Source organism: Streptomyces sp. Alt3 (genome assembly GCF_030719215.1).
GTDB lineage: Bacteria > Actinomycetota > Actinomycetes > Streptomycetales > Streptomycetaceae > Streptomyces > Streptomyces glycanivorans.
Map to the genome: position 1 here is coordinate 7,573,344 of NZ_CP120983.1, position 22,784 is coordinate 7,596,127.

At 71.9% G+C, this 22,784-nt stretch carries 25 protein-coding genes; 10 read left to right on the plus strand and 15 right to left on the minus strand.

The features are described from left to right. Positions 1-160: 160 nt before the first annotated feature. The 3 genes from P8A20_RS33530 (at position 161) to P8A20_RS33540 (ending at position 3,437) form a co-directional block, all read left to right on the plus strand. Positions 161-946 carry an electron transfer flavoprotein subunit beta/FixA family protein gene (locus P8A20_RS33530; RefSeq protein ID WP_147962656.1) on the plus strand — a complete coding sequence of 262 codons (786 nt, stop codon included), beginning with the start codon at positions 161-163 and terminating at the stop codon, positions 944-946. Positions 947-1,004: 58 nt separating this feature from the next. Beyond that, entirely contained in the window at positions 1,005-1,967 is a 963-nt protein-coding gene (locus tag P8A20_RS33535; protein ID WP_014157751.1) for an electron transfer flavoprotein subunit alpha/FixB family protein, read from the plus strand. A gap of 171 nt (positions 1,968-2,138) precedes the next feature. Next, on the plus strand, positions 2,139-3,437 hold the full coding sequence (locus tag P8A20_RS33540; RefSeq protein ID WP_147962657.1) for a DUF6986 family protein: 1,299 nt from the start codon (positions 2,139-2,141) through the stop codon (positions 3,435-3,437). A gap of 4 nt (positions 3,438-3,441) precedes the next feature. Here P8A20_RS33540 and P8A20_RS33545 read toward each other — a convergent pair whose 3' ends face one another. After that, complete coding sequence (locus tag P8A20_RS33545) at positions 3,442-4,470, minus strand: LacI family DNA-binding transcriptional regulator (RefSeq protein ID WP_147962658.1); 1,029 nt, start codon at positions 4,468-4,470, stop codon at positions 3,442-3,444. A 183-nt stretch (positions 4,471-4,653) separates the two neighbouring features. Between P8A20_RS33545 and P8A20_RS33550 the strand changes: the two genes are divergently transcribed. Further along, on the plus strand, positions 4,654-5,622 hold the full coding sequence (locus tag P8A20_RS33550; protein WP_306104858.1) for an ROK family protein: 969 nt from the start codon (positions 4,654-4,656) through the stop codon (positions 5,620-5,622). A 19-nt stretch (positions 5,623-5,641) separates the two neighbouring features. Here P8A20_RS33550 and P8A20_RS33555 read toward each other — a convergent pair whose 3' ends face one another. Further along, positions 5,642-5,818: a DUF8839 family protein gene (locus P8A20_RS33555; RefSeq protein WP_187282346.1), complete on the minus strand. Its 177-nt coding sequence runs from the start codon at positions 5,816-5,818 to the stop codon at positions 5,642-5,644. A 195-nt stretch (positions 5,819-6,013) separates the two neighbouring features. Between P8A20_RS33555 and P8A20_RS33560 the strand changes: the two genes are divergently transcribed. Continuing rightward, complete coding sequence (locus P8A20_RS33560; protein ID WP_306104859.1) at positions 6,014-7,057, plus strand: NUDIX hydrolase; 1,044 nt, start codon at positions 6,014-6,016, stop codon at positions 7,055-7,057. Positions 7,058-7,415: 358 nt separating this feature from the next. On the opposite strand, the gene P8A20_RS33565 is transcribed toward P8A20_RS33560, so the two are convergent. Then, positions 7,416-8,780 (minus strand): dipeptidase, encoded by a 1,365-nt coding sequence (locus P8A20_RS33565; RefSeq protein ID WP_306104860.1) that lies wholly within the window; start codon positions 8,778-8,780, stop codon positions 7,416-7,418. Between the two features lie 194 nt (positions 8,781-8,974). On the opposite strand from P8A20_RS33565, the gene P8A20_RS33570 reads away from it, so the two are divergent. Next, positions 8,975-10,240 carry a geranylgeranyl reductase family protein gene (locus P8A20_RS33570; protein ID WP_147962661.1) on the plus strand — a complete coding sequence of 422 codons (1,266 nt, stop codon included), beginning with the start codon at positions 8,975-8,977 and terminating at the stop codon, positions 10,238-10,240. On the opposite strand, the gene P8A20_RS33575 is transcribed toward P8A20_RS33570, so the two are convergent. Beyond that, positions 10,224-10,679 carry a nitroreductase family deazaflavin-dependent oxidoreductase gene (locus P8A20_RS33575; RefSeq protein WP_147962662.1) on the minus strand — a complete coding sequence of 152 codons (456 nt, stop codon included), beginning with the start codon at positions 10,677-10,679 and terminating at the stop codon, positions 10,224-10,226. The two genes, P8A20_RS33570 and P8A20_RS33575, sit on opposite strands and share 17 nt — an antisense overlap. A 126-nt stretch (positions 10,680-10,805) precedes the next feature. On the opposite strand from P8A20_RS33575, the gene P8A20_RS33580 reads away from it, so the two are divergent. Further along, complete coding sequence (locus P8A20_RS33580; protein ID WP_147962663.1) at positions 10,806-11,534, plus strand: TetR/AcrR family transcriptional regulator; 729 nt, start codon at positions 10,806-10,808, stop codon at positions 11,532-11,534. A 112-nt stretch (positions 11,535-11,646) separates the two neighbouring features. On the opposite strand, the gene P8A20_RS33585 is transcribed toward P8A20_RS33580, so the two are convergent. Further along, positions 11,647-11,943, minus strand: a complete 297-nt coding sequence (locus tag P8A20_RS33585; RefSeq protein WP_147962664.1) for a DUF6332 family protein — start codon at positions 11,941-11,943, stop codon at positions 11,647-11,649. 149 nt (positions 11,944-12,092) lie between these two features. Between P8A20_RS33585 and P8A20_RS33590 the strand changes: the two genes are divergently transcribed. After that, positions 12,093-12,494 carry a MarR family transcriptional regulator gene (locus P8A20_RS33590; protein ID WP_147962665.1) on the plus strand — a complete coding sequence of 134 codons (402 nt, stop codon included), beginning with the start codon at positions 12,093-12,095 and terminating at the stop codon, positions 12,492-12,494. A 219-nt stretch (positions 12,495-12,713) separates the two neighbouring features. On the opposite strand, the gene P8A20_RS33595 is transcribed toward P8A20_RS33590, so the two are convergent. From P8A20_RS33595 to P8A20_RS33605, 3 genes are all read right to left on the minus strand, one after another. Then, on the minus strand, positions 12,714-13,460 hold the full coding sequence (locus tag P8A20_RS33595; protein ID WP_147962666.1) for a maleylpyruvate isomerase family mycothiol-dependent enzyme: 747 nt from the start codon (positions 13,458-13,460) through the stop codon (positions 12,714-12,716). A gap of 23 nt (positions 13,461-13,483) precedes the next feature. Further along, entirely contained in the window at positions 13,484-13,852 is a 369-nt protein-coding gene (locus tag P8A20_RS33600) for an SCO4225 family membrane protein (RefSeq protein WP_306104861.1), read from the minus strand. A 79-nt stretch (positions 13,853-13,931) separates the two neighbouring features. Continuing rightward, positions 13,932-15,155 carry an MFS transporter gene (locus P8A20_RS33605; RefSeq protein WP_306104862.1) on the minus strand — a complete coding sequence of 408 codons (1,224 nt, stop codon included), beginning with the start codon at positions 15,153-15,155 and terminating at the stop codon, positions 13,932-13,934. A gap of 122 nt (positions 15,156-15,277) precedes the next feature. Here P8A20_RS33605 and P8A20_RS33610 point away from each other — a divergent pair, with 122 nt between their 5' ends. Continuing rightward, positions 15,278-16,492: an ROK family protein gene (locus tag P8A20_RS33610; RefSeq protein ID WP_147962669.1), complete on the plus strand. Its 1,215-nt coding sequence runs from the start codon at positions 15,278-15,280 to the stop codon at positions 16,490-16,492. A 45-nt stretch (positions 16,493-16,537) separates the two neighbouring features. Here the strand turns inward: P8A20_RS33610 and P8A20_RS33615 are convergent, their stop codons facing one another. From P8A20_RS33615 to P8A20_RS33635, 5 genes are all read right to left on the minus strand, one after another. Next, complete coding sequence (locus P8A20_RS33615) at positions 16,538-17,428, minus strand: phosphotriesterase family protein (RefSeq protein ID WP_147962670.1); 891 nt, start codon at positions 17,426-17,428, stop codon at positions 16,538-16,540. Next, complete coding sequence (locus P8A20_RS33620; RefSeq protein ID WP_147962671.1) at positions 17,425-18,006, minus strand: DUF4865 family protein; 582 nt, start codon at positions 18,004-18,006, stop codon at positions 17,425-17,427. Before P8A20_RS33620 ends, P8A20_RS33615 begins: the two co-directional genes overlap by 4 nt. Before the next feature lie 32 nt (positions 18,007-18,038). Continuing rightward, positions 18,039-18,614 carry a TetR/AcrR family transcriptional regulator gene (locus P8A20_RS33625; protein ID WP_261988924.1) on the minus strand — a complete coding sequence of 192 codons (576 nt, stop codon included), beginning with the start codon at positions 18,612-18,614 and terminating at the stop codon, positions 18,039-18,041. 168 nt (positions 18,615-18,782) lie between these two features. Beyond that, on the minus strand, positions 18,783-19,310 hold the full coding sequence (locus tag P8A20_RS33630) for an ATP-binding protein (RefSeq protein WP_187282347.1): 528 nt from the start codon (positions 19,308-19,310) through the stop codon (positions 18,783-18,785). Positions 19,311-19,524: 214 nt separating this feature from the next. Then, on the minus strand, positions 19,525-19,806 hold the full coding sequence (locus P8A20_RS33635; RefSeq protein WP_147962797.1) for a hypothetical protein: 282 nt from the start codon (positions 19,804-19,806) through the stop codon (positions 19,525-19,527). 327 nt (positions 19,807-20,133) lie between these two features. Here P8A20_RS33635 and cds1 point away from each other — a divergent pair, with 327 nt between their 5' ends. Further along, entirely contained in the window at positions 20,134-21,267 is a 1,134-nt protein-coding gene (gene cds1 / locus P8A20_RS33640) for an L-cysteine desulfhydrase Cds1 (RefSeq protein ID WP_306104863.1), read from the plus strand. Positions 21,268-21,293: 26 nt separating this feature from the next. Here the strand turns inward: cds1 and P8A20_RS33645 are convergent, their stop codons facing one another. Further along, positions 21,294-21,728, minus strand: a complete 435-nt coding sequence (locus P8A20_RS33645; RefSeq protein WP_147962674.1) for an SRPBCC family protein — start codon at positions 21,726-21,728, stop codon at positions 21,294-21,296. A 70-nt stretch (positions 21,729-21,798) separates the two neighbouring features. Continuing rightward, complete coding sequence (locus tag P8A20_RS33650; RefSeq protein WP_147962675.1) at positions 21,799-22,629, minus strand: DeoR/GlpR family DNA-binding transcription regulator; 831 nt, start codon at positions 22,627-22,629, stop codon at positions 21,799-21,801. Between the last annotated feature and the right edge of the window lie 155 nt (positions 22,630-22,784).

Below are 22,784 nucleotides of genomic sequence, written 5' to 3' on the forward strand. Positions count from 1 at the left end.
TCACAGTTCCAAGCGCTTGCTTATGGGTAACGTACTGGGTGTACTGGCGAGTAATATTCGACCGGGAGCTCGGTCGTCCCGACCGGAAACCGCCCGATGAGGCGCCTATGCTGCGTGCAACAAGGCAGCCCAGAAATGACGATGCAGTAGGAGAGCCGGCGTGAGCTTGAGGATCGTTGTCTGTGTGAAGTACGTGCCCGACGCCACCGGCGACCGGCACTTCGCCGATGACCTGACCCTGGACCGTGACGACGTCGACGGTCTGCTGTCGGAGCTCGACGAGTACGCGGTCGAGCAGGCGCTGCAGATCGCCGACGAGGCGGACGACGCGGAGATCACCGTGCTCACGGTGGGCCCCGAGGACGCCAAGGACGCGCTGCGCAAGGCGCTGTCGATGGGCGCCGACAAGGCCGTCCACGTCGAGGACGACGACCTGCACGGCACCGACGTCATCGGCACCTCCCTGGTGCTGGCCAAGGCCGTGGAGAAGACCGGTTACGACCTGGTCATCTGCGGCATGGCGTCGACGGACGGCACCATGGGCGTGCTCCCGGCGCTGCTCGCGGAGCGCCTGGGCGTCCCGCAGGTCACGCTGCTCTCCGAGGTCTCGGTCGAGGGCGGCACGGTCAAGGGCCGTCGCGACGGCGACTCCGCGAGCGAGCAGCTCGAGGCGTCCCTGCCGGCCGTGGTCTCCGTGACCGACCAGTCGGGCGAGGCCCGTTACCCGTCGTTCAAGGGCATCATGGCGGCGAAGAAGAAGCCGGTGGAGTCCCTGGACCTCGAGGACCTGGAGATCGAGGCGGACGAGGTCGGCCTGGGCGGCTCCTGGACCGCGGTCGACTCCGCGGCCGAGCGTCCCGCCCGTACGGCGGGCACGATCGTCAAGGACGAGGGCGAGGGCGGCAAGCAGCTGGCCGAGTTCCTTGCGGGCCAGAAGTTCATCTGAGCCCCGGCTGTTCCCTCCACCGCCCCGCCCTCCCTCGCACGCAGGAGATTGAAGTCCCATGGCTGAAGTTCTCGTCTATGTCGACCACGTGGACGGTGCCGTCCGCAAGCCCACCCTGGAGCTGCTGACGCTCGCCCGCCGCATCGGCGAGCCGGTCGCCGTCGCCCTCGGCAACGGGGCCGCCGACACCGCCGCCGCGCTCGCCGAGCACGGCGCGGTCAAGGTACTGACCGCCGACGCCCCGGAGTTCGCCGACTACCTCGTCGTACCGAAGGTCGACGCGCTCCAGGCCGCGTACGACGCCGTGTCTCCGGCCGCGGTGCTGCTGCCCTCCTCGGCCGAGGCCAAGGAGATCGCGGCCCGTCTCGCGCTCCGCATCGGTTCCGGCATCATCACCGACGCCGTCGACCTGGAGGCCGGTGACCAGGGTCCGGTCGCCACGCAGTCCGCGTTCGCCGCCTCGTACACCACCAAGTCCCGTGTCTCCAAGGGCACTCCGGTCATCACGGTCAAGCCGAACTCGGCCGCCGTCGAGGCCGCCCCCGCCGCGGGCGCCGTCGAGGCCCTCACGGTCTCCTTCTCCGCCACGGCCACCGGCACCAAGGTCCTCTCCCGCACCCCGCGTGAGTCGACCGGGCGCCCGGAGCTGACCGAGGCCGCGATCGTCGTCTCCGGCGGCCGTGGCGTCAACGGCGCGGAGAACTTCGCGATCATCGAGGCGCTCGCCGACTCGCTCGGTGCGGCTGTCGGTGCCTCGCGTGCCGCGGTCGACGCCGGCTGGTATCCGCACACCAACCAGGTCGGCCAGACCGGCAAGTCGGTCTCGCCGCAGCTGTACATCGCCTCGGGCATCTCGGGCGCGATCCAGCACCGGGCCGGCATGCAGACCTCGAAGACCATCGTCGCGGTGAACAAGGACGCCGAGGCGCCGATCTTCGACCTCGTCGACTACGGCGTCGTCGGAGACCTCTTCGCCGTCGTCCCGCAGCTCACCGACGAGGTCAAGTCCCGCAAGGGCTGACCCGGCAGGAGTTCTGCCCGTACGAAGGCCCGGGGCCGCGTGGTGTTCTCACCGCGCGGCCCCGGGCTGTTTCCGATCACCATTGACGCAGGGACCGAGAGGCTTATAACTTCACTATGCGGATGAAAAATTCCGGGAAGTGGAATTGCTGAATACGTGGAGGGTACGGACATGGGTCAGCAGGAGAAGGTGGCAACGAGCCTCGCCGGCACGGTCGGTGAGGAGATCAGCGCCTCCCTCACGTCGGTGGACGCCGAACTCGCCCGCCGGTACCCGGGTGATCCCGGGACGCGCCAGCCCGTCCACACCGTCTACGTGCCCGCCGACGCCTTCACCGCCACCACCCTCCGCGCCTGGGGGGACCAGGCACTCGCGGCGCTCGACGAGCACGCTCCCGACGCCTCCGCGCTCGCGGAGGTCCTAGGGATCCCGCAGGAACTCGCGGAGCCCGTCCACGACCGCGTACGCGCCAAGCTGGAGCGCGAGCCGGTCGAGGACCTGCGCATCGACTTCGAGGACGGATACGGGCCGCGCCCCGACGCCGAGGAGGACGAGGCCGCCGCCCGGGCCGCACGTCTGGTCGCGGAGGCGTACGCCGACGGGACCGCCGCCCCGTACATGGGTATCCGGATGAAGTGCATGGAAGCCGCCGTGCGCGACCGGGGCATCCGTACCACGGACATCTTCCTCACCGGTCTCGTGCGGGCCGGCGGTCTCCCCGAAGGCCTCGTCCTGACGCTGCCCAAGGTGACGTACCCCGAACAGGTCACCGCCTTCGTGCGGCTTCTCGAGGCCTTCGAGGAGACGCACGGTCTGCCCTCCGGGCGCCTCGGCTTCGAGATCCAGATCGAGACCAGCCAGTCCATCCTGGCGGCGGACGGCACCGCGGCCGTCGCCCGCATGATCGACGCCGCCCGGGGCCGTGCGACGGGCCTGCACTACGGCACCTTCGACTACAGCGCCTGCGTCGGCGTCAGCCCCGCCTACCAGGCCAGTGACCACCCCGCCGCCGACCACGCCAAGGCGGTCATGCAGGTCGCCGCCGCGGGCACCGGCGTGCGGGTCTGCGACGGCTCCACGAACGTGCTCCCGGTCGGCCCGACCCAGCAGGTCCACGACGCCTGGCGCCTGCACCACGGGCTCACCCGCCGCGCTCTGGCACGCGCCTACTACCAGGGCTGGGACATGCACCCGGGGCATCTGCCCACCCGCTACGCCGCCGTCTACAGCTTCTACCGTGAGGGCCTCGGCCAGGCCGCGTCCCGGCTCGCCGCCTACGTGGCCAAGGCCGGCGGGGACGTCATGGACGAGCCCGCCACGGCCAAGGCGCTCAGTGGATATCTGCTCAGGGGCGTCGACTGCGGTGCCCTGGACACCGCGGAGGTCGAGGCACTGACGGGTCTGACCCGCGCCGACCTGGACGGCTTCGCCTCCCCGCGCCGCGGCGGGCTGACCGTGACGGCCCCTTAGGCGGTCACGCGGGCGGGATCTCCCCCGAGCCGCGCGGGATCAGCCGGGTCGGGAGCTCCACCCTCACGGGGGCGTGGGCGGCGCCGTCGAGGCGGCGGAACAGGTGCTCCGCCGCCGTGCGGCCCACCGTCGCGGCGTCCTGTGAGATCACCGTGATGCCGAGCAGGTCGGCCAGCTCGATGTCGTCGAAGCCCACCAGGGCGATCCGGCGGTCGCACTCGGCCAGGACGCGGACGGCGGTGACGGTCACCCGGTTGTTGCCCGAGAAGAGTGCCGTCACCGGCTCGGGTCCCGTCAGCATCGCCTCGACCGCGGCCCTGACCCGGGCGGGGCCGGTCGGACCGAGCGAGACCCAGGCGTCCTCCACCGTGATCCCGGCGTCGGTCATGGCCGCGTGATACCCGCGCAGCCGCTCCGTGGCGGTGTGGATGCGCGGCTGGTCCCCGATGAAGCCGATCCTGCGGTGGCCGTGCGCGACCAGGTGGGCGACGCCGGCGCGCGCCCCGCCGAAGCTGTCCGAGAGGACCATGTCCGCGTCGACCCGGCCCGCCGGACGGTCGACGAACACGGTGGCGATCCCCGCCTTCATCTCGGGCTCCAGATAACGGTGGTCGTCACCTGCCGGGATGACGATGAGGCCGTCCACCCGGCGGGCGCACAACGCGAGCACGAGCTCCTGCTCGCGCTCCGGGTCCTCGGCGCTGGAACCGTTGATGAGCAGTGCGCCGTGGGCGCGCGCCACCTCTTCCACGGCGCGGCTCAACGGGCCGTAGAAGGGGTCCGCGAGGTCCTCCAGGACCAGGCCGATGGACGCGGTGCGGCCCTTGCGCAGGACGCGTGCGCTGTCGTTGCGGCGGAAACCGAGCGCCTCGATGGCCTCCTGGACGCGGCGCTCGGTGTCGGGGGTGACTCCCGGCTCGCTGTTCACCACGCGTGAGACCGTCTTGAGGCCCACTCCGGCACGGGCTGCCACGTCCTTCATGGTCGGCCTGTTGCCGTAGCGGGACTCGGAATGGCGGGCGGTCTCGGCCACGGTGCGCTGTCCTGTCGTCGGGAACGGGGCGTTCCGCCCCTCGCCGTCGGTGCCGGGGAGGGGCCGGGAGCTGTGGCGTCGAGCATAGGCCCTGGACAACGTTGTCAAGAGAATGGAGACTAGGAGGACCATCTGATTGAAGTCGCAGGTCCTGCGCCTCACCCCTCCGGAGAGTCCACACCGATGCATACCGACCTCGTCGCCGCGCTCGACATCGGCGGTACCAAGATCGCCGGGGCGTTGGTGGACGGCGGCGGATCCCTCCTCGTACGGGCGCAGCGCCCGACGCCCGCCACCGAGGGCGGCGAGGCCGTCATGGGTGCGGTGAGCGACGTCCTGGCGGAGCTGGCGGCCTCACCGTCGTGGCACCGCGCGCGTGCGGTCGGCATCGGCAGCGCGGGGCCCGTGGATGCCTCGGCCGGCACGGTGAGCCCGGTCAACGTCCCTGGCTGGCGCGGTTTTCCGCTGGTGGACCGGGTGGCCGCGGCGACGGGCGGGCTGCCGGTCACACTCGTCGGTGACGGGGTCGCGATGACCGCGGCCGAACACTGGCTGGGCGCCGCACGCGGTTATGACAACGCCCTGTGCATGGTCGTCTCCACCGGCGTCGGCGGAGGCCTCGTACTGGGTGGAAAGCTGCACCCGGGCCCCTCGGGCAACGCCGGTCACATCGGCCACATCAGTGTCGACCTGGACGGCGACCCGTGCCCCTGTGGCGCCCGCGGCTGTGTCGAACGTATCGCCAGCGGGCCCAACATCGCGCGCCGCGCGCTGGAGAACGGCTGGCGCCCGGGCCCCGACGGCGACACCACGGCCGTGGCCGTGGCCGCCGCCGCACGCGCGGGGGACCCGGTGGCGGCCGCCTCCTTCGAGCGGGCCGCCCAGGCGCTCGCCGCCGGGATCGCCGCCACCGCGACCCTGGCCGACATCGACATCGCGGTGATCGGCGGGGGAGTCGCCGGCGCCGGCGAGGTGCTCTTCGCGCCGCTGCGCGCGTCCCTGCGCGACTACGCCACGCTCTCCTTCGTCCAGGGCCTCACCGTGACCTCCGCGGTGATGGGCACCGACGCGGGCCTGGTCGGCGCGGCGGCAGCGGCCTCGACGGTCCGTGCCGGTGCCTCGAACGGCGTGCGGGCGGTAGCCGCCCCGTAGCCGCCTCCGGGCCCGCGGGTCAGTGACCCCCGTCCGTCGGCTGCTGGGGGACCACCACCAGGAAGGCGTCCTGCTCCAGGTCCATCACGACCTCGGCGGCCATCCCCTCGCCGCGGCGGGCCGCGGCGAACTCCTCCGCGGGACGGCTGCCCCGTGGCCCTCCGGCGGGAAATCGCTCAAGTACCGTGCGGCGCACCGCACACCCCCTCGTCGTTCCGGTGACTGCCTGCTCCAACGACGTCCGGCCACCCGCCGTCACGGCGACGCACCCGGGCGGACCCGCACGGTGAGGCGCCCCGGCGGACGCGCCGGCGCAACCGCATGCCCCCTGCGGGTTTCCGGAGCGGGGTGTTGCGGGCAAGCCACAGGGGGCTACGGAAGAGGGGGAACCGTGATCGTCTGGATCAACGGTGCGTTCAGTGCGGGCAAGACCGGCGCCGCGTGCGAACTGATCGATCTGATCCCGAACAGCACCTTGTACGACCCCGGGCTGACGGGCGCGGAACTGCGCCGGCTGCTGCCCCAGAAGAGGCTCGCCGAAGTGACCGACTTCCAGGACCTGCCGATATGGCGGCGCCTCGTGGTCGACACCGCGGCGGCGCTTCTCGCCGAACTCCCCGGAGTGCTGGTCGTGCCGATGACACTGCTGAGGCAGGACTACCGCGACGAGATCTTCGGCGGACTCGCCTCGCGGCGCATACCGGTGCGGCATGTACTGCTCTCAACTGAGGAAACGATCCTGCGGAGACGGATCGCCGAGCGTGAGGAATACGCCGACGACCCTGGGCACAGTGAGCGGATCAGGCAATGGGCGTACGAGCACATCGAGCCCTACCGGGCGGCTCTCGGGTGGATCTCCGCGGACGCCCACGCGATCGACACCAGCTCCCTGACCCCGTGCGAGACGGCCGAGCGGATCGCCGAGGCGCTGCGCACGGGTGCGGCCAGGGAGTGCGGCATCGTGCAGACGCCTGAACCGCGGGCGGAGACCGTCGCGTCGGGGGTGCTGCTCTTCGACGAGCAGGACCGGGTGCTGCTCGTCGACCCCACCTACAAGCCCGGCTGGGAGTTCCCCGGTGGCGTGGTGGAGCCCGGGGAGGCCCCGGCGCAGGCGGGGATACGGGAGGTCGCCGAGGAGATCGGGCTCCACCTGGACACGGTGCCGAAGCTCCTGGTGGTCGACTGGGAGGCACCGAAGCCACCCGCGTACGGAGGCCTGCGCTTCCTTTTCGACGGCGGCCGCCTGAGGGGCGAGGAGGCGGCGACGCTGCTGCTGCCGGGCTCGGAGCTGCGTGGCTGGCGTTTCGTCACCGAGGAGGAGGCGGCGGGAATGCTCCCGCCGACGCGCTTCGAGCGGCTGCGCAGGGCGCTGCGGGCCCGTGAGCGGTCCACCGTGCTCAACCTGGAGGCCGGGGTGCCCGTGGGCGGCCCGTAGCGTCCTGCCGTCGGCTTGCCGCCCGTGACGTCCGTGCCGGGCACCCGGAAGACGGGAGCCCCGGGAGCGGAGGACGCGGGTGCCTGGCCTTCGCCTGTCGTGCCCCGACGTCCGGGGCGGGGCACGACCGTCCGGCTCAGCCGCGATCCCTCGGCGCTGCCGACCGCGCGTCGACCCGCAGCGGATCGACGTCGCCGAAGCAGGCCGTTGCGGGTCCGAGAGCGGTCAGGCGGCGGAAGGAAGCCGCGGCGCGCGCGTGGCCCGTGTCGAACACCCCCGGCATCACCCCGCCCGCCGCCCGGAGATCTGCTCCGGGCGACTTCGCTCAGCGCGTACTCCGAGAGCCCCCTGCGGGCTCTCAGCCCTTCTTGGACTCCGCGTAGTTCCGCAGGAACAGCGCCTCGGTGACCGAGAGCCGCTCCAGCTCCTCGGGGGAGACGCTCTCGTTGACGGCGTGGATCTGCGCCTCGGGCTCGCTCAGCCCGATGAGCAGGATCTCCGCCTGCGGGTACAGGGCGGCCAGGGTGTTGCACAGCGGGATGGAGCCGCCCATGCCGGAGGCCTGCATCTCCTCGCCCGGGTAGGCGAGCCGCATGGCTTCGGCCATCGACGTGTAGGCGGGGCTGGTGACGTCGGCGCGGAACGGCTGCCCCTGGCCGACCTGTTCGACGGAGACCCGTGCCCCCCAGGGGGCGTGCGACTCGAGGTGGGCGGTCAGCAGCTTCGTCGCGTCGGCGGCGTCCTGGCCCGGCGGGACCCGCAGGCTGATCTGGGCCCGGGCGCTCGCCTGCAGCGACGGGGTGGCGCCGACGACCGGCGGGCAGTCGATGCCGATGACCGTGACCGCGGGGCGCGCCCAGATGCGGTCGGCGACCGCCCCCGTGCCGATCAGCCCGACGCCGTCGAGCACCTTGGCGTCCGCGCGGAACTCGCCCTCCGGGTACTGGAGTCCTTCCCACGCCGCGTCGGTCGCGAGTCCGTCCACCGTCGTCGTGCCGTCCTCCGCGCGAAGCGACGCCAGCAGCTGGATCATCGCGGCCAGCGCGTCCGGGGCGGCGCCGCCGAACTGCCCCGAGTGCAGGTTCCCCTCGAGGGTGTCCAACTGCACCCGCAGCATGGTCATGCCCCGCAGCGTGGCGGTGACGGTGGGCAGCCCGACACGGAAGTTACCGGTGTCGCCGATGACGATCGTGTCGGCGGCCAGCAGATCCGGGTGAGCCTCGGCGTAGCGTTCGAGGCCGCCCGTGCCCTGTTCCTCGGAGCCCTCCGCGATCACCTTGACGGAGACCGGAACGCCTCCGTTCGCCTTGAGGGCGCGCAGCGCGAGCAGGTGCATGATGAAGCCGCCCTTGCAGTCCGCGGCACCCCGGCCGAACCAGCGGCCGTCGCGCTCGGTCAGCTCGAACGGCGGGGAGAGCCAGGCGGACTCGTCCAGCGGAGGCTGCACGTCGTAGTGCGCGTAGAGCAGCACCGTGGGAGCTCCGGCCGGGCCGGGGAGGAAGCCGTACACCGACTGGGTCCCGTCGGGGGTGTCGAGCAGCGCGACGTCCTGGAAGTCCTCGGCGCGCAGCGCGTCGGCGACCCAGCCGGCCGCCGCCTCGCACTCGCTCCGGGGGAACTGCGCGGGGTCCGCCACCGACCGGAAGGCCACCAGCTCGGCGAGCTCCGTCTTCGCGCGGGGCATCAGCGAGGCGACGGTCTCGGAAATCGGACGGGCGGTCATGGGCACGCTCCTGGTGGGTGCGACGTTAGGACTGTGGCGCGCTGTGTACGCGGCCGGGGGCGACGCCGTGGTCGCGGTGTCGCGTGTACGACGAATTCATGGCTGATCCTCCCACAGCGGAGTTCGGCCGTGGCGCGCCGTAGGATGCCGTGAGCAGTTGGGGCCACTGGTCGGATCGGGAGCAGAAGCACATCGTGAGCAGCGAGAACGCAGACGCCGGACGTGAGCCGGATGAGTCGTCGTCGGTACCGCAGGAGTCCTCGGTATGGGACGTCGTCGTGGTCGGCGCGGGCCCGGCCGGAGCTTCCGCGGCGTACGCGGCGGCAGTCGCAGGCCGTCGGGTGCTGTTGCTGGAGAAGGCGGAGATCCCCCGCTACAAGACATGCGGCGGCGGAATCATCGGGTTCTCGCGGGACTCCCTGCCCCCGGGGTTCGAACTGCCCCTGAAGGACCGGATCCACGCGGTCACCTTCTCGCTCAACGGGAAGCTGGCGCGGACCCGCAAGTCCAAGCGGATGCTCTTCGGGCTGATCAACCGGCCGGAGTTCGACGCCGGTCTGGTGGAGGAGGCACAGAAGGCGGGCGCCGAGCTGCGCACGGGCGTGGCGGTGACGCGGGTCGAGCAGCACGGCACCGCCGTGCCCGACCGGCGCACGGTCGCCGTGGTGCTGGCCGGCGGTGAGACGGTGCTCGCACGCGCCGTCGTCGGTGCGGACGGGAGCGCGGGCCGGATAGGGGCTCACGTCGGTGTGAAGCTCGACCAGGTGGACCTCGGGCTCGAGGCGGAGATTCCCGTCCCGGAGACGGTCGCCGAGGACTGGGCGGGCCGGGTGCTCATCGACTGGGGTCCGATGCCCGGGAGTTACGGCTGGGTCTTCCCCAAGGGCGACACCCTGACCGTCGGAGTGATCTCGGCGCGTGGCGACGGGGCGGGCACCAAGCGGTATCTGGAGGACTTCGTCGGCCGGCTGGGCCTCGCCGGGTTCGAGCCGACGGTCTCCTCGGGTCATCTGACCCGTTGCCGGAGCGAGGACTCGCCGCTCTCCCGCGGACGGGTCGTGGTCTGTGGCGACGCCGCCGGGCTGCTGGAGCCCTGGACCAGGGAAGGCATTTCCTTCGCCCTGCGGTCCGGGCGGCTCGCGGGTGAGTGGGCGGTGCGGATCGCGGAGTCGCACGACGCCGTCGACGCGCGGCGGCAGGCACTCAACTACGCGTTCGCCATCAAGGCGGGACTGGGCGTGGAGATGAGCGTCGGACGCCGCATGCTCAGGCTCTTCGAGCGGCGCCCCGGTCTCCTGCACGCGGTGCTGACGGGCTTCCGTCCCGCCTGGAACGCCTTCGCGGGCATCACCCGGGGGACGACGTCGCTGGCCGAGCTGGTCCGTTCCCATCCGCTGGCCCAGCGCGCGTTGCACGCGATGGACCGTCAGGGGGCGGACCGGGTCAGCTCCCGACCGTGATCCGGAACACGGGGTGGTCGGGGCAGGCGGCCAGGAGCTCGGCGTCGGTCGACTTCACCGTGACCCCCTGGAAGTACTGGTTGACCTCCCAGCCCCAGCGCTTCAGGTAGGCGCGCAGGATCCGCACCTTCTGTTCGTCGTCCGCGATCTCCGTGGCGGTGAAGACGTGGACCTTCCGGCCCACCTTGAGCTCTCCGCCTCCGGCCGCACGCATGTTGCGGACCCACTGGGAGTGGCCGCGGGCGGAGACGAGGTACCGATCGCCGCCGTGGCGGTGGGGGTTCACGGGGATGCGCTGCATCCGGCCGCTCCGGCGGCCCCGCACCGACATCTCGGCGGAGCCGAGGAGGCTGACGCCGTGGCGGGCGAGCCACCCGACGACGCCGTTCAGCCGCTGCGCGAAGGTGCCTGCCTGGAGGTAGTACGGCTGTTGCGACATGATGGCTCCCGCCGTTCTGAGAGCACTGCTCTCGCTTGAGAGCAGTGTGCACGAGTGCGGTGCGCTGAAGCAAGAGCAGTGCTCTCATTCGTGTGCGGTGCTCTGATCGCATGGCAGACTGATGTCATGAGCACCGTGCGAGGAGCCAGGGAACGCGCCCGCGTCGAAGTCACCGCGGCGATCAAGGACGAGGCGAGGAACCAGCTCGCGGCCGACGGCGCCGCCAAGCTCTCCCTGCGCGCCGTGGCCCGGGAGCTGGGGATGGTGTCCTCCGCGCTCTACCGCTACTTCCCCAGCCGGGACGACCTGCTGACGGCTCTCATCGTCGACGCCTACGACGCCGTGGGCGAAGCCGCGGAGACGGCCTGGGCGCGTGCCCGTGACGCGGCGGCCCCCCACCCCGCCCGCTGGGTGGCGGTCGCCTGTGCCGTACGGGACTGGGCTCTCACCCATCCCCATGAGTACGCGCTGATCTACGGTTCGCCCGTCCCCGGCTACACCGCGCCGCTGGATACCGTCGGCCCTGCCTCACGTGTGGGTCAGGTCCTCATCGGTCTCGTACGCGACGCCCACCGCGCCCAAGGTGTCGCCGTTCCTCCGCCGGCCGCCGAACTGCGTCCCGAGGCGGCACGTATGGCGGCCGACCTGGCCGCCGACCTTCCGCCGGCTGTCGTGGTCGCCCTGGTCTCCGCGTGGGCGCAGCTGTCCGGGCTGATCTCATTCGAGCTCTTCGGCCAGTTCGACCGGGTCGTCGAGGCTCGTGAACAGTTCTTCCGGCACGCAGTCCAGGAGCTCGGTCGCTCGGTGGGCCTGCTCGACGGCCGGTCCGCCGGCGCCGGCCGCAGGAGCGGCTGACACAGGGGCGGCCTGGATCCACCGCCCGGAGCGGTGCTCCTTCGGGCCGGGAGCCCGGGAGCCCCGCCGGCCGGGGCCCGACGGCCTGAGGGGAACAACTCGTCCTGTCGGCCTACGGGTCGGGGCTCGTGCGCTCCGGACGACTCGGCTGAGCCGGCGGCAGGCGTCCCTCCTCGGCCGTACGGGGAAACCGCCACAGCACATGGGCGACCCGGAGGGCGAACGCCAGCGCCCCGAGCACGGCCCCCGTGCGGAACAGGACTCGTTCGGCACCGTTCGACAGATCCATGAGCAGGGCAGGGAGAAGTATCCCGGCGAACGTCGCCACGCCCAGCAGGGCTCCGCCGACGAAGGCGTAGCCGATCTCGACGGTCATCGCGTCCCGCTCCGCCTGCGTGCGTCGTGACATGTCCGGAGTGTCACAGGGAGGATGGGCCTGCGGCAAGCACGCCTCCCCGCTCCCCGCTCCTCGCACCCGGATCCGTGGGCCCCAACCACGGATGCGCGCGCATCCATTGCGTACGCACGAGTGCTTCGGGCCTCTGCTAGCGTGCGGCCATGGCAGCGAAGAAGTCCGAGCAGGCACTCGTCGGCGAGTGGCGCGAGATGCTCTCGCTGCACGCCAGGACCGTGGGCGAGCTCGACCGGGCCCTGGACCGGCACGGTCTGGGAGCCAGTGACTTCGAGGTTCTCGACATCCTCGCGGAGGCCGCGGCGGGGGACGACGGTGGCTGTCTCCGCGTCCAGGAGATCGCCTCGCGGGTCCACCTCAGTCAGAGCGCGCTGTCGCGCCTCGTCGCGCGCCTGGAGAGGGACGGCCTGGTGCGCCGGGCGATGTGCAGCGAGGACCGCCGGGGTGTACGTGTGGAGTTGACCGATGCGGGCCGATCCCGTCACGCCGAGGCCAGACCGCTCCGGCGGGCGGTACTGTCCCGGATGCTCGACCCGGGCGAGGACTGAGCTCGGCCGATGGCCGGGCCTGGGCGCCGAGCGAAGCGGCCCTCGGGCGAATCCGGCCGAGAGCCGAACCGGATCCGGCATCGAGGACCCCCGTACCGAGGACCGCCGTACCGAGGATCCCCGTACAGAGCGCTCCCGTACAGCGCTCCCGTACAGCGCTCCCGTACAGCGCTCCTGTACAGAGCACTCCCGCACCCAGCGCCCCCGACCGCTTCCCGGTCAGACGACGGCGGAGTTCTCCTCCCACAGCCTCGCGACCGAGCGGTCTCCCTCCAAGTCGACGGACGAGAGCGGCAGTCGATTCCAGAGCGCCAGGTAGAGCTGTTCCGCCGTGCCGCTCAGCGTGCAGTCGGCGGACGAGTCCAGCCCGGTTGCCCCACGCACCGTGAGCGGTGGCCCGGCCGAGAGCCGCACGGTCCACACCGCGTCCGTGTCCACGGCCCGTATCCGGAGGGTACGCGGGGAGTCCGTGCGTACCCGGCTCCTGTCGCGTGCGTGGAAGCCCGCCAGCAGTTCGTCGATGCCGTCCTCCGCGTGAGCCGCCGCGATACGGGTCCGGGTGCCGCCCCGCGCCGATTCGGCGTCCACGCGGTGGATCGCGGTCTCGTGCGCCTGCCGACGGGCCCAGAAGGCGAGCGACGAGCGCGCGGGGAAGACTGTCCAGCACTCCAGGCCGGCCGGCGCGGCACGCAGCGCCTCGACCAGCAGCCGGTGCCCCTCGGCGAATCGCTCGAACAGTGCCTCACCGTCCAGCGTCGGTTCGTCGGCCGCCTCATGGCAGGTACTGCTCTCCTCGACGACCATCCCCGTCACCCAGCGGTGCACCATGCCGGTGTGCCGGAGCAGGTCGCGCACCCGCCAGTCCGGACAGGTCGGAACCTGGGCGTCGGTTCCCGCTTCGCGGGCGGCGGAGGCGAGTGCGAGGCCTTCCGCGGCGAGAACGTCCATGTGCTCGGGGATCTCCACGCCGCGATTGTGCCAGAGCCGCGTCAGGCGCCCTGGGGATGCGCCGAGCGGCCACGGCGGGGGCCCCGCACCAGTCGGGAGAACCAGCCGAGAGCGCAGGCCTGTGCGAGCACCAACACCACCAGCGCGAGATAGACGAACCAGGCCGGGCCCCCGGCGTCCGCACCGGCCATCGAACTGCCGAGGAGGAAGACGAACACGGTCGGCGCGGCGAGGAAGAACAGCCAGACACCGGCGAACGAGGCGTCGTCGTGGGACACGAACAGAGTGTCCACCGCGACGAACACCGCGACCGCCAGGACGAGGCCCAGGTAGATCCGCGAAGCCGTGTTGCCGAAGGTCAGTCGTGCCGACGCGCGCAGGTGGCGCGAGATCGAAAGCCGGTGGTTCATGTCCGCTCCCCGTCGATGGCTGATCCTTCCATCGTGCTCCGGAGCGTCCGACGGCGCCTGAGTACACCTACTCAATCGCTCAGCTGTTCGTCGCGTTGCGGGCCGAGTAGCCGAGGACCGCCGCCGTGGCGGCGAGCAGCGTCACCGTGGTGAGGGCGACCGGGAGGGAGATCCAGTCCGCGAGGAAGCCGATCACCGGCGGCCCCAGGAGCATTCCGCCGTAGCCCAGGGTCGACGCGGCGGCCACCCCGCTGGGCCCGGCCAGCGCGCCCGCCCGGCCGACCGCGACGGGGAATATGTTGGCCAGGCCCAGACCGGCCACCGCGAAGCCGAGCAGCGCGAGCCAGAGGACCGGGGCCAGCGCGCCGAGCAGCATCCCCGCCGCGGCCGTCGCCCCGCCCGTCACCAGGGTGCGGGTCTGCCCGAAGCGTTCGAGGAGCGTGGTGCCGCTGAGCCTGCCGACGGCCATCGTCAGTGCGAACAGGGAGTATCCGGCGGCGGCGGGACCGGGGGAGGCCCCAAGGTCCTGACCGAGGTGCAACGCGCCCCACTCGGCCAGTGCTCCCTCGCCGTAGGCCGTGCAGAGAGCGATGACGCCGAACAGGATCACGATCCGGCGTGCCTGGGTGCTCGTGCCCTTCGACTGCTCAGGGGCGTTCTCCGCCCCCTGCTCCACGGAAGGCGCGGCAGGGCCACCGCGCAGGAGCACAGGGCCGGTCACCGCGGTGACGGCGAGCCCGACGCCCGTCAGGGCGGCGAGGTGCGTCGCGGGCGACAGGCCGCCGGCGACCAGGCCGCCGAGGCCCGCGCCCGCCATGCCGCCGAAGCTGAACGCGGCGTGGAAGCTCGGCATCACGGGGCGCCGTAGAGCGGTCACCAGATCGACGGCCGCGCTGTTCATCGACACGTTCATGCCGCCGTACGCGGCACCGAAGAGCAGGAGCACGAGACCGAGGGTGAGGGCCGAACCCGTGTGCGCGGGAAGGGCGATGCTCAGTGACAGCAGCACCCCGCAGACCACGGTGACCGCGTGGCTTCCGTAGCGCCGGCAGAGCCTTCCGGCGAGCATCATGGTGATCACCGCGCCCGCGGAGACGCCGAGCAGGGCGAGCCCCAGGGTGGAGGCCGTGGCTCCCGTCTGGTGCTTGATGGCCGGGATGCGGACCACCCAGCCGGCGAAGAGGAAGCCGTCGAGGGCGAAGAAGACGGTCAGGGCGGTACGGAGGCGGGCCGGCGGAAGCGGGGCGGTGTCTCCGCCAGGTCCCCCCGACGGGGCCGTCCGCAGTTTGTTTACTCGCGGCACAAAGTGAGCATAGAGTGGCCCCGAGACCGCGCGCAAGGGGCACCGTCCCCGTGACGGGCAGGTGAACGGTGCGGGGTGCCGAAGCGTCCGCAACGCCCCCGGATCGTGGGAGACTCGCCCCCATGAACGGCAAGTCGACCAGCACGCGGACGAAGTTGGAGAGGGGCCGCAGCGCGCTCGGGCCCGCCCTGGAACTCGTGCACACAGGACGCGCCCCCACCCGTGCCGTACTGACCTCCGAGCTCGGTGTCACCCGTGCCACGGCGGGCGCGGTGGCCGCGGAGCTCGAGGCCCTCGGGCTCATCAAGGTCGACTCCAGCCCGGGCTCCGCGGCCGGTTCGCAGGGCCGTCCGTCCCACAGGCTGTCCGTCCGGGACGGCGGACCCGTGGCCCTCGCCGCTCAGGTGCACTCCGACGGCTTCCGTGCCGCGCTGGTCGGGCTGGGGGGCCGGATCGTGGCCACCGCGCCCGGCTGCGTCGCCGTCATGGCCGACCCCGCCCAGGTCCTCGGCGAAGTCGTCGAGGCCGGGGCCCAACTCCTGCGCGAGAGCGGGCTGCGCTGTGTCGGCGCCGGTCTCGCCGTACCCTCCGCCGTGGCCGAACCCGAGGGTACGGCGCTCAACCCGCTGCACATCGCCTGGCCGGCCGGAGCTCCGGTCCGGGAGATCTTCTCCGCCTGTGTACGCGCGGCGGGCATTCCCGGCCCCGCTTTCACCGCCAACGACGTCAACCTCGCCGCCCTGGCCGAGCACCGGCACGGGGCGGGGCGCGGTGCTCAGCACCTGCTCTGTGTCGCCACCGGCCACCGGGGGGTGGGCGGCGCCCTCGTCCTCGACGGCCGCCTGCACAGCGGGAGTTCGGGACTCGCCCTGGAGGTCGGGCACCTCACGGTGAACCCCGAGGGCCGCCCCTGTCACTGCGGCGGACGAGGCTGCCTCGACGTCGAGACCGACCCTCTCGCCTTCCTCACCGCGGCCCGCAGGGAGCCCGGCCCCGAGGAGTCCCTCCTCAAGCAGTCCGGCGACCTGCTGCGCACGGAGTACGGGGACCCCGATGTGCGTGCCGCCGCGGAGGAGCTGATCGACCGGCTCGGCCTCGGCCTCGCCGGACTGGTCAACATCCTCAACCCGGACCGCGTCATCCTGGGCGGGCTGCACCGCGACCTCCTGCAGGCCGACCCCGAACGGCTGCGGGCAGTCGTCGCCGACCGCAGCCTGTGGGGCCGCAGCGGGAGCGTGCCGATCCTCTCCTGCACGCTGGACCACAACAGCCTGGTGGGTGCCGCCGAGATGGCCTGGCAGCCCGTACTCGACGACCCGCTGGCGGCGCTGGCCTGACCGGCAGGCCGGGGGAGGGTACCGCCGGTCGGAGTGCGGCCCCGTTCAGCCGGTGGCCAGGGCGAACGCCCGCGCCGGATTGGCGACGAGTGCCGCCTCCAGCGCCTCCTCACCGAGGGACCGCGCCAGACGCGGACGCAGTCGCCGCAACAGGTACGGCATCCCCGGTGTCTCCGGCACCGTGGTGTCGCCGCCGAGCAGCAACTGCCCGCCGAACCCGGCCTCCGCGAGTGATGCCAACTGCTCGGGCAGCCGCCAGTCCGTGGCGTGGTGGGCCCGGGAAGGCCCGTCGAACGCCAGGAAGGCGCCCGTCCGCGCGATGTCGAGCTGTGCGAGGGCGTCGGGGAACCGTCCCGGATGGCCGAGGATCACCCGTCGCGGTTCCACCCCCAGCTCTCCGCACAGCAGATCCAGTACGTCCGTCGCGGCCGTGCCCAGCTCCAGATGGACGGCGATCGGAGCCCCCGTACGGTGATGGGCCCCGGCAGCCGCCACCATCGTGTGCCTCGCGTGGGTGTCGACGCGGTGGAACGCGCCGGCCACCTTGATCAGGCCCGCCCGCACCCCTGTGGCGCCGATCCCGTCCGTGATCTCCGAGACGAACAGTTCCTCCAGCCCCGGCATGATCCGGTCGAGCAGTCCGGGTGCGTAGTGGGCCGCGCGGTGCAGTCCGGTCGCCGCGACGATCCGCGTTCCGCCTTCCCGGGAGAGAGCAGCCAGATCCTCCGGCCGCCTGCCCATCCCGTAGGGGGTCCACTGGACGACCGCGCGCCCGCCCAGTGCGTGGAATTCCTTCAGCCGGCCGCGGGCGTCGGCGGGGTCGTCCAGCTCCAGCCCGGGCAGCGCGGGGGTACGGATGAACAGGTGGTCGTGCGCGTCGCAGACTCCCAGCTCCCCGGCGGGGACGTCCCCGAGCACGGTACGGACCCGGGTCACCGCTGATGCCCCCGCCCCAGCCGGCCGCGCTCCGGGGCGGACAGGTGCAGCACCTCGTATCGGTCGCCCGGCATCCGGGGCGGCTCGTGTTCCCAGAGACTGAAGTGGAGCAGCTCCCAGTGGAGGGGATCGAGGGCCAGTGCCGTGGCGACGGCCCCGGGAGTGTCCGCCAGCCGGTGACTCTCCTCCAGCGCAGCCTCCATCGCCGCAGCCGGCCGGACGTCGTCCCCGATCCGCTCGCGCCGGCGGACCGCGGTGCGCGGGCGTGCCTCCGGGTCGGGCCCCTCCCGGTAGGAGAGCCCGGTCCAGTGCCGCACCTCGGGGCGGCCGAAATCGTCCACGACGCCCTGGAATCCGGGGCCCCGGAGGAAGGAGGTCATGCCCTCGGGCGCCGACCACAGATACAGCGGGGCGTACTGGTTGACCGGTGAGGTGCCACCGCGCTCCCGGACCAGGTACGCCTTCAGGCCGAGGCCGGGGAATGCGTCGAGGAGGTGGCCCCTGGTCGCGACCCTCTCGCGGATGATCTCCATGTCGTAGTCGGCGGGAAGGGTGATCTCGTACTGCATCGCGTGCATCGCGTTCTCCTCGGGCCGCTGGGCGGCCGGTCTCAGGCCAGGCCGGCCGGTGCGGCGGGGGCGAGCAGGGAGAGCAGTCCCTGGACGGCGGAGTCGAAGGCGGCCGTCGATCCGGACGCGCGGGCCAGGACGTAGCCGCCCTGGACGGTGGCCACCACGGCGGCGGCGACCTCTCCGGCTGCGAGGCCGGGGGAGAACTCGCCCTGATCCAGGCCCTCCTGGATGATCTCGGCGAGTCGCCCCCGTAGCCAGTCGATCGTCTCGTCCACCGGGGCCCGCAGCGCGTCGCTGGCGATCACCTCGGGATCCATCGTCAGCCGACCCACCGGGCAGCCCTTCAGGACGTCGCGCTCGCGCAGCAGATAGGCCGCGATCCGCTCGTACGCGGATCCGGGGCCGTCCAGCAGACGCCCGGCGGTCCCCCTCATCTCCGCGGCGGTACGGGAGACGGCGGCGAGCGCCAGACCGGGCTTGCCCGCGAAATGGTGGTACATGCTGCCCTGGCCCGCTCCCGCCCGCTGCTGGATCGCCTTGGGACTGGTGCCCACGTAGCCGCGCTCCCAGAGGAGTTCCTGGGTGGCTTCGATCAACCGCTCCGGAGTGCTCATCACGACACTGTACATACCAGTAGGTACAGAAGTCTCGGATTCGCTGCACCACCGCGACATCCGTGCGGAGCGGCAACGGCGCAGGAGTGCCCGTGCCGTGCGTGGAAGGACCGGAGCGCGTCGGTCACGGTGGACCGGCGCGCTCCGGGTGCGCCGGGCGCGGCCCCGTCAGCCGACGACGGCCGACCTGACCCGCGTCCGTGTCGCCGACGGCTCCAGCAGTCCGGCGGCGTTCGAACCGAACGGCCCGTCGGTCGTCGACCCGTACACCGGGAGGGGGTGCAGCGCGGCGGTGGTGAAGGAGGGCGCGGGCAGGGTGAACCAGATGACCTTCCCCGCGTCTTCGCTCGGTCGTACGCCCCAGCTCTCGCTGACCGCGGCGATCATCGCCAGCCCGCGCCCGGAGGTGGCGGACGAATCGGCGAAGGACATGGTCGGCAGCCGGGGGTCGTGGTCGTGGACGGAGACCGTCAGCCGGTCGAGCAGCAGCTCGATCTCGACGGTGCATGATTTGTCCGGCTGTGCATGCCGGTGGACATTGGTCAGCAGTTCCGTGACGCCGAGCGCTGCATGGTCGATCAGAGGATCGAGATGCCAGTAGCGCAGTTGCGCCGAGATTATTCTGCGGACCTGACCGATCCGCGACGGCAGGGCCTGGAGCTCCACCGCGCAGTGCCTGCTTGGCTCGCTGATCACGGCTGCGACTCCCCGAAATAGGTCCGGAAGAAGACGAAGGAACGGATCCAGCAGATTGCTGACTGCTGTTTCTGGTCACGCGTGGTCCGCCCTGCTCGGCTCCCGGCGGGGGCGGCTTCCGCTGTCACCGCCGGTGCACCTTCAGTGACGTGTGACCAGCGTGACTCAGGGGGTTGGGCTCCGCAACTCGCGGTGCCCGGGACGGACCGCAGCGTCAGATGCGCCGCACGGCGGCACTCCTCAGCGCGTCCAGGAATCTGCGGACCGGTGCGGCCCCGCCGGGCCGCCGGTTGCGCTGGCCCATGGTCAGCCGGTACCGCACCCCATTGATGCGGGCTATCGCCGAGTCGGCGGCCAGGAACCACGGCTTCCCGGCGCTCACGGACGTCACCGGGGCGCTGGCGATCTCCCGCCCGTTGCTCGTCAGCAGCACGATCCTGCCGTCCTTGACGATCACTTGGCCGGCTCGGGTCAGCGACCGCGCCCACCGTTGGATCCTGACGTCGCTCGCGCGGAACTCCGCCGCGCCGAACTCCGGCGTCGCGAACTCCTGCGCACCGAAATCCGCAGCACTGAACTCTGTCTCGGCCACTTCGCCCCCCTTGTGCCAGCTTCTGCAAGTCTGCCCGCGGACGGGGCCCCTGCACCAGGCCTCATCACCGATTTCGGCAGCGACCGGGATCAGTTCCCGTCCCCGGGGCCCGCAAGCTCGAACACCTGGGCCAAGGAAGGGCTATGGACCGTCAAAGTAAACGTTTGTGCAGGTGGGGGGAATATCGTGGGTACCGCACGCAGGAACGCCGTCACCCGAAGGAGACCCCTGATGGACACCGGTGAGCACACACCCGGCGGCGACGTCATGGACACCGTGGACGTCGACCGGAGCGACCCGGACTACCGGGCCTGGCTCAAGGAGGCGGTGCGCAAGGTCCAGGCGGACGCCAACCGTTCGGCCGACACCCATCTCCTGCGCTTCCCGCTTCCGGAACACTGGGGCATCGACCTCTATCTCAAGGACGAGTCGACGCACCCGACGGGCAGTCTCAAGCACCGGCTGGCCCGCTCGCTGTTCCTCTACGGGCTCTGCAACGGCTGGATCCGGCGCGGCAAGCCGGTCATCGAGGCGTCCAGCGGCTCGACCGCCGTCTCGGAGGCGTACTTCGCGAAGCTGATCGGTGTGCCGTTCGTCGCGGTGATGCCGCGGACCACCAGCCGCGAGAAGTGCCGCCTGATCGAATTCCACGGCGGCCGGTGCCACTTCGTCGACGACTCCCGACGGCTGTACGAGGAGTCGGCGGCCCTCGCGGCCGAGAGCGGCGGGCACTACATGGACCAGTTCACCTACGCCGAACGCGCCACGGACTGGCGGGGCAACAACAACATCGCCGAGTCCATCTACCAGCAGCTGCGCCTGGAGCGTTACCCCGAGCCGGCCTGGATCGTCGCCACCGCCGGAACCGGCGGCACCTCGGCCACCATCGGGCGCTACGTCCGCTACATGCAGCACGACACCCGGATCTGCGTGCCCGACCCGGAGAACTCGTGCTTCTTCGACGGATGGACCCGCAACGACCAGCTGGCGACCGCCGACTGCGGCTCACGCATCGAGGGCATCGGCAGGCCGAGGATGGAGCCGAGCTTCGTGCCCGGAGCCATCGACCGGATGATGAAGGTGCCCGACGCCGCGAGCGTCGCCGCGGTCCGGGTGCTCGAACGCGCCATCGGAAGGAAGGCGGGAGGCTCGACCGGCACCGGTCTGTGGAGCGCGTTCAGACTCGTGGCCGAGATGGTGGAGAAGGGAAGCACGGGCAGCGTCGTCACGCTCTTCTGCGACCCCGGCGACCGCTATCTCGACAAGTACTACTCGGACGACTGGCTGCGCGAGCAGGGCCTGGACATCCGGCCGTACACCGGCACGATCGACCACTTCCTGGCCACCGGCACCTGGCCCTCCTGACCCGGACGGAACTCCCCGGCGGGCCCTCAGTCCTCCAGGAGGACGCCGAGCTCCCGGGAGAAGACGCGTCGGCCCGCCGTCGCCAGCAACGGATCGGCCCAGCGGGGAAACAGCCGCACACGCAGCTCCTCGACCCAGATCACGTGCGAGCCGGAGCCGGTCGGGCAGACGTCGATCGCCGCTCGCCCGCGCACCACGGAACCCCGCTTCTCCAGCCGGCACACCCCGGCCCGGCCGGCAGCGGGCGGGGTCCAGCGCACCACTTCCATCGGATCGTCGAAACCCAGCGGTCCCACACCGGTGCGGGCCACGAAGACCGTCCCCGCCCGGGTGGAGCCGCCCGCCGGGACGGTTACCGAGGTGAACGGAACGGTCCCGCCGTGCCGCTCCCAGTCGGTGACCCGCCGCCACGCCTCGGCGGCGGGAAGGGGAGTGAAGCGCTCGATACGGAATACGGCCACAGCCCGATCCTAGGACGTCCGGCACCCGCCGGGCACGGAACGGAGGCCGCGGGTGCGGCGCGGCGGCGGACTACTCGTCCGGGGGCCCGCCCGCCACCACCAGGCCGGGAAGGTGCTCCTCGATCTCCTGCCGGGCGGCGTCAGGCACACCCGCGTCCGTGACGAACGCGTCGACCTCGTCGAGCGCCGCGAACGAACTCAGCCCCACCGTGCCCCACTTGGTGTGGTCGGCCACCACGACCACCCGCCGTGCCGCCCGCACGAAGTGCCGGTTCGTCTCGGCCTCCGCGAGATTCGGCGTGGAGAGACCGGCCTCGACCGAGATCCCGTGCACACCGAGGAACAGCACGTCGAAGTGGAGCGAGCCGATCGCGCGGTCCGCCACCGGTCCCACGAGCGAGTCCGAGGGCGTCCGGACCCCGCCGGTCAGCACCACCGTGGCCGCTCCGGCCCGCGCCCCGCCGGTCGCCGTCGGACGCTGGGCACCGTGGAACACATCGGCCACCCGCACCGAGTTCGTCACGACCGTCAGCCCCGGTACGTCCAGGAGGTGACGGGCCAGCGCGAACGTCGTCGTGCCGCCGGAGAGTGCGATGGCGCTGCCGGGCAGCGCCATCGAGGCCGCGGCCCGCGCGATGTCCTCCTTGGCGCTGAGCTCCAGTGTCGACTTGGCCTCGAAACCGGGCTCGTGGGTGCTCGCCTCGACGACCGGCACGGCCCCGCCGTGCACCTTCTCGATGACGCCCTGACGTGCAAGCGCGTCCAGATCCCGGCGGATGGTCATGTCGGAGACGCTCAGCTTGCGGGTCAGCTCGTTGACCCTGACCCCGCCGCGCCTGCGCACATCGTCGAGGATGAGCGCGCGCCGCTGCTCCGCGAGCAGGTTCTGATTGTCGCTCAACGCCGGGCCCCGGCCCTTCCCTCTGTCCGCACGGTCCGGCAGCGGTCCTGCGGGACGCCCCATCCTCCCACGCACCCCCACGGACCGTCCCACTGGGGAGATTCGGTGAGAGCCGGTGCGGCGGACGCCTTCCGTCCGCGATGGTGGTGAATGCG

Bases quoted from the DNA above. Each gene is read 5' to 3' on its own strand.
- P8A20_RS33535 (WP_014157751.1), top strand. From the start codon at position 1,005: ATGGCTGAAGTTCTCGTCTATGTCGACCACGTGGACGGTGCCGTCCGC.
- P8A20_RS33540 (WP_147962657.1), top strand. From the start codon at position 2,139: ATGGGTCAGCAGGAGAAGGTGGCAACGAGCCTCGCCGGCACGGTCGGT.
- P8A20_RS33550 (WP_306104858.1), top strand. From the start codon at position 4,654: ATGCATACCGACCTCGTCGCCGCGCTCGACATCGGCGGTACCAAGATC.
- P8A20_RS33565 (WP_306104860.1), bottom strand. From the start codon at position 8,780: ATGACCGCCCGTCCGATTTCCGAGACCGTCGCCTCGCTGATGCCCCGC.
- P8A20_RS33575 (WP_147962662.1), bottom strand. From the start codon at position 10,679: ATGTCGCAACAGCCGTACTACCTCCAGGCAGGCACCTTCGCGCAGCGG.
- P8A20_RS33580 (WP_147962663.1), top strand. From the start codon at position 10,806: ATGAGCACCGTGCGAGGAGCCAGGGAACGCGCCCGCGTCGAAGTCACC.
- P8A20_RS33585 (WP_147962664.1), bottom strand. From the start codon at position 11,943: ATGTCACGACGCACGCAGGCGGAGCGGGACGCGATGACCGTCGAGATC.
- P8A20_RS33590 (WP_147962665.1), top strand. From the start codon at position 12,093: ATGGCAGCGAAGAAGTCCGAGCAGGCACTCGTCGGCGAGTGGCGCGAG.
- P8A20_RS33600 (WP_306104861.1), bottom strand. From the start codon at position 13,852: ATGAACCACCGGCTTTCGATCTCGCGCCACCTGCGCGCGTCGGCACGA.
- P8A20_RS33610 (WP_147962669.1), top strand. From the start codon at position 15,278: ATGAACGGCAAGTCGACCAGCACGCGGACGAAGTTGGAGAGGGGCCGC.
- P8A20_RS33620 (WP_147962671.1), bottom strand. From the start codon at position 18,006: ATGCACGCGATGCAGTACGAGATCACCCTTCCCGCCGACTACGACATG.
- P8A20_RS33625 (WP_261988924.1), bottom strand. From the start codon at position 18,614: ATGAGCACTCCGGAGCGGTTGATCGAAGCCACCCAGGAACTCCTCTGG.
- cds1 (WP_306104863.1), top strand. From the start codon at position 20,134: ATGGACACCGGTGAGCACACACCCGGCGGCGACGTCATGGACACCGTG.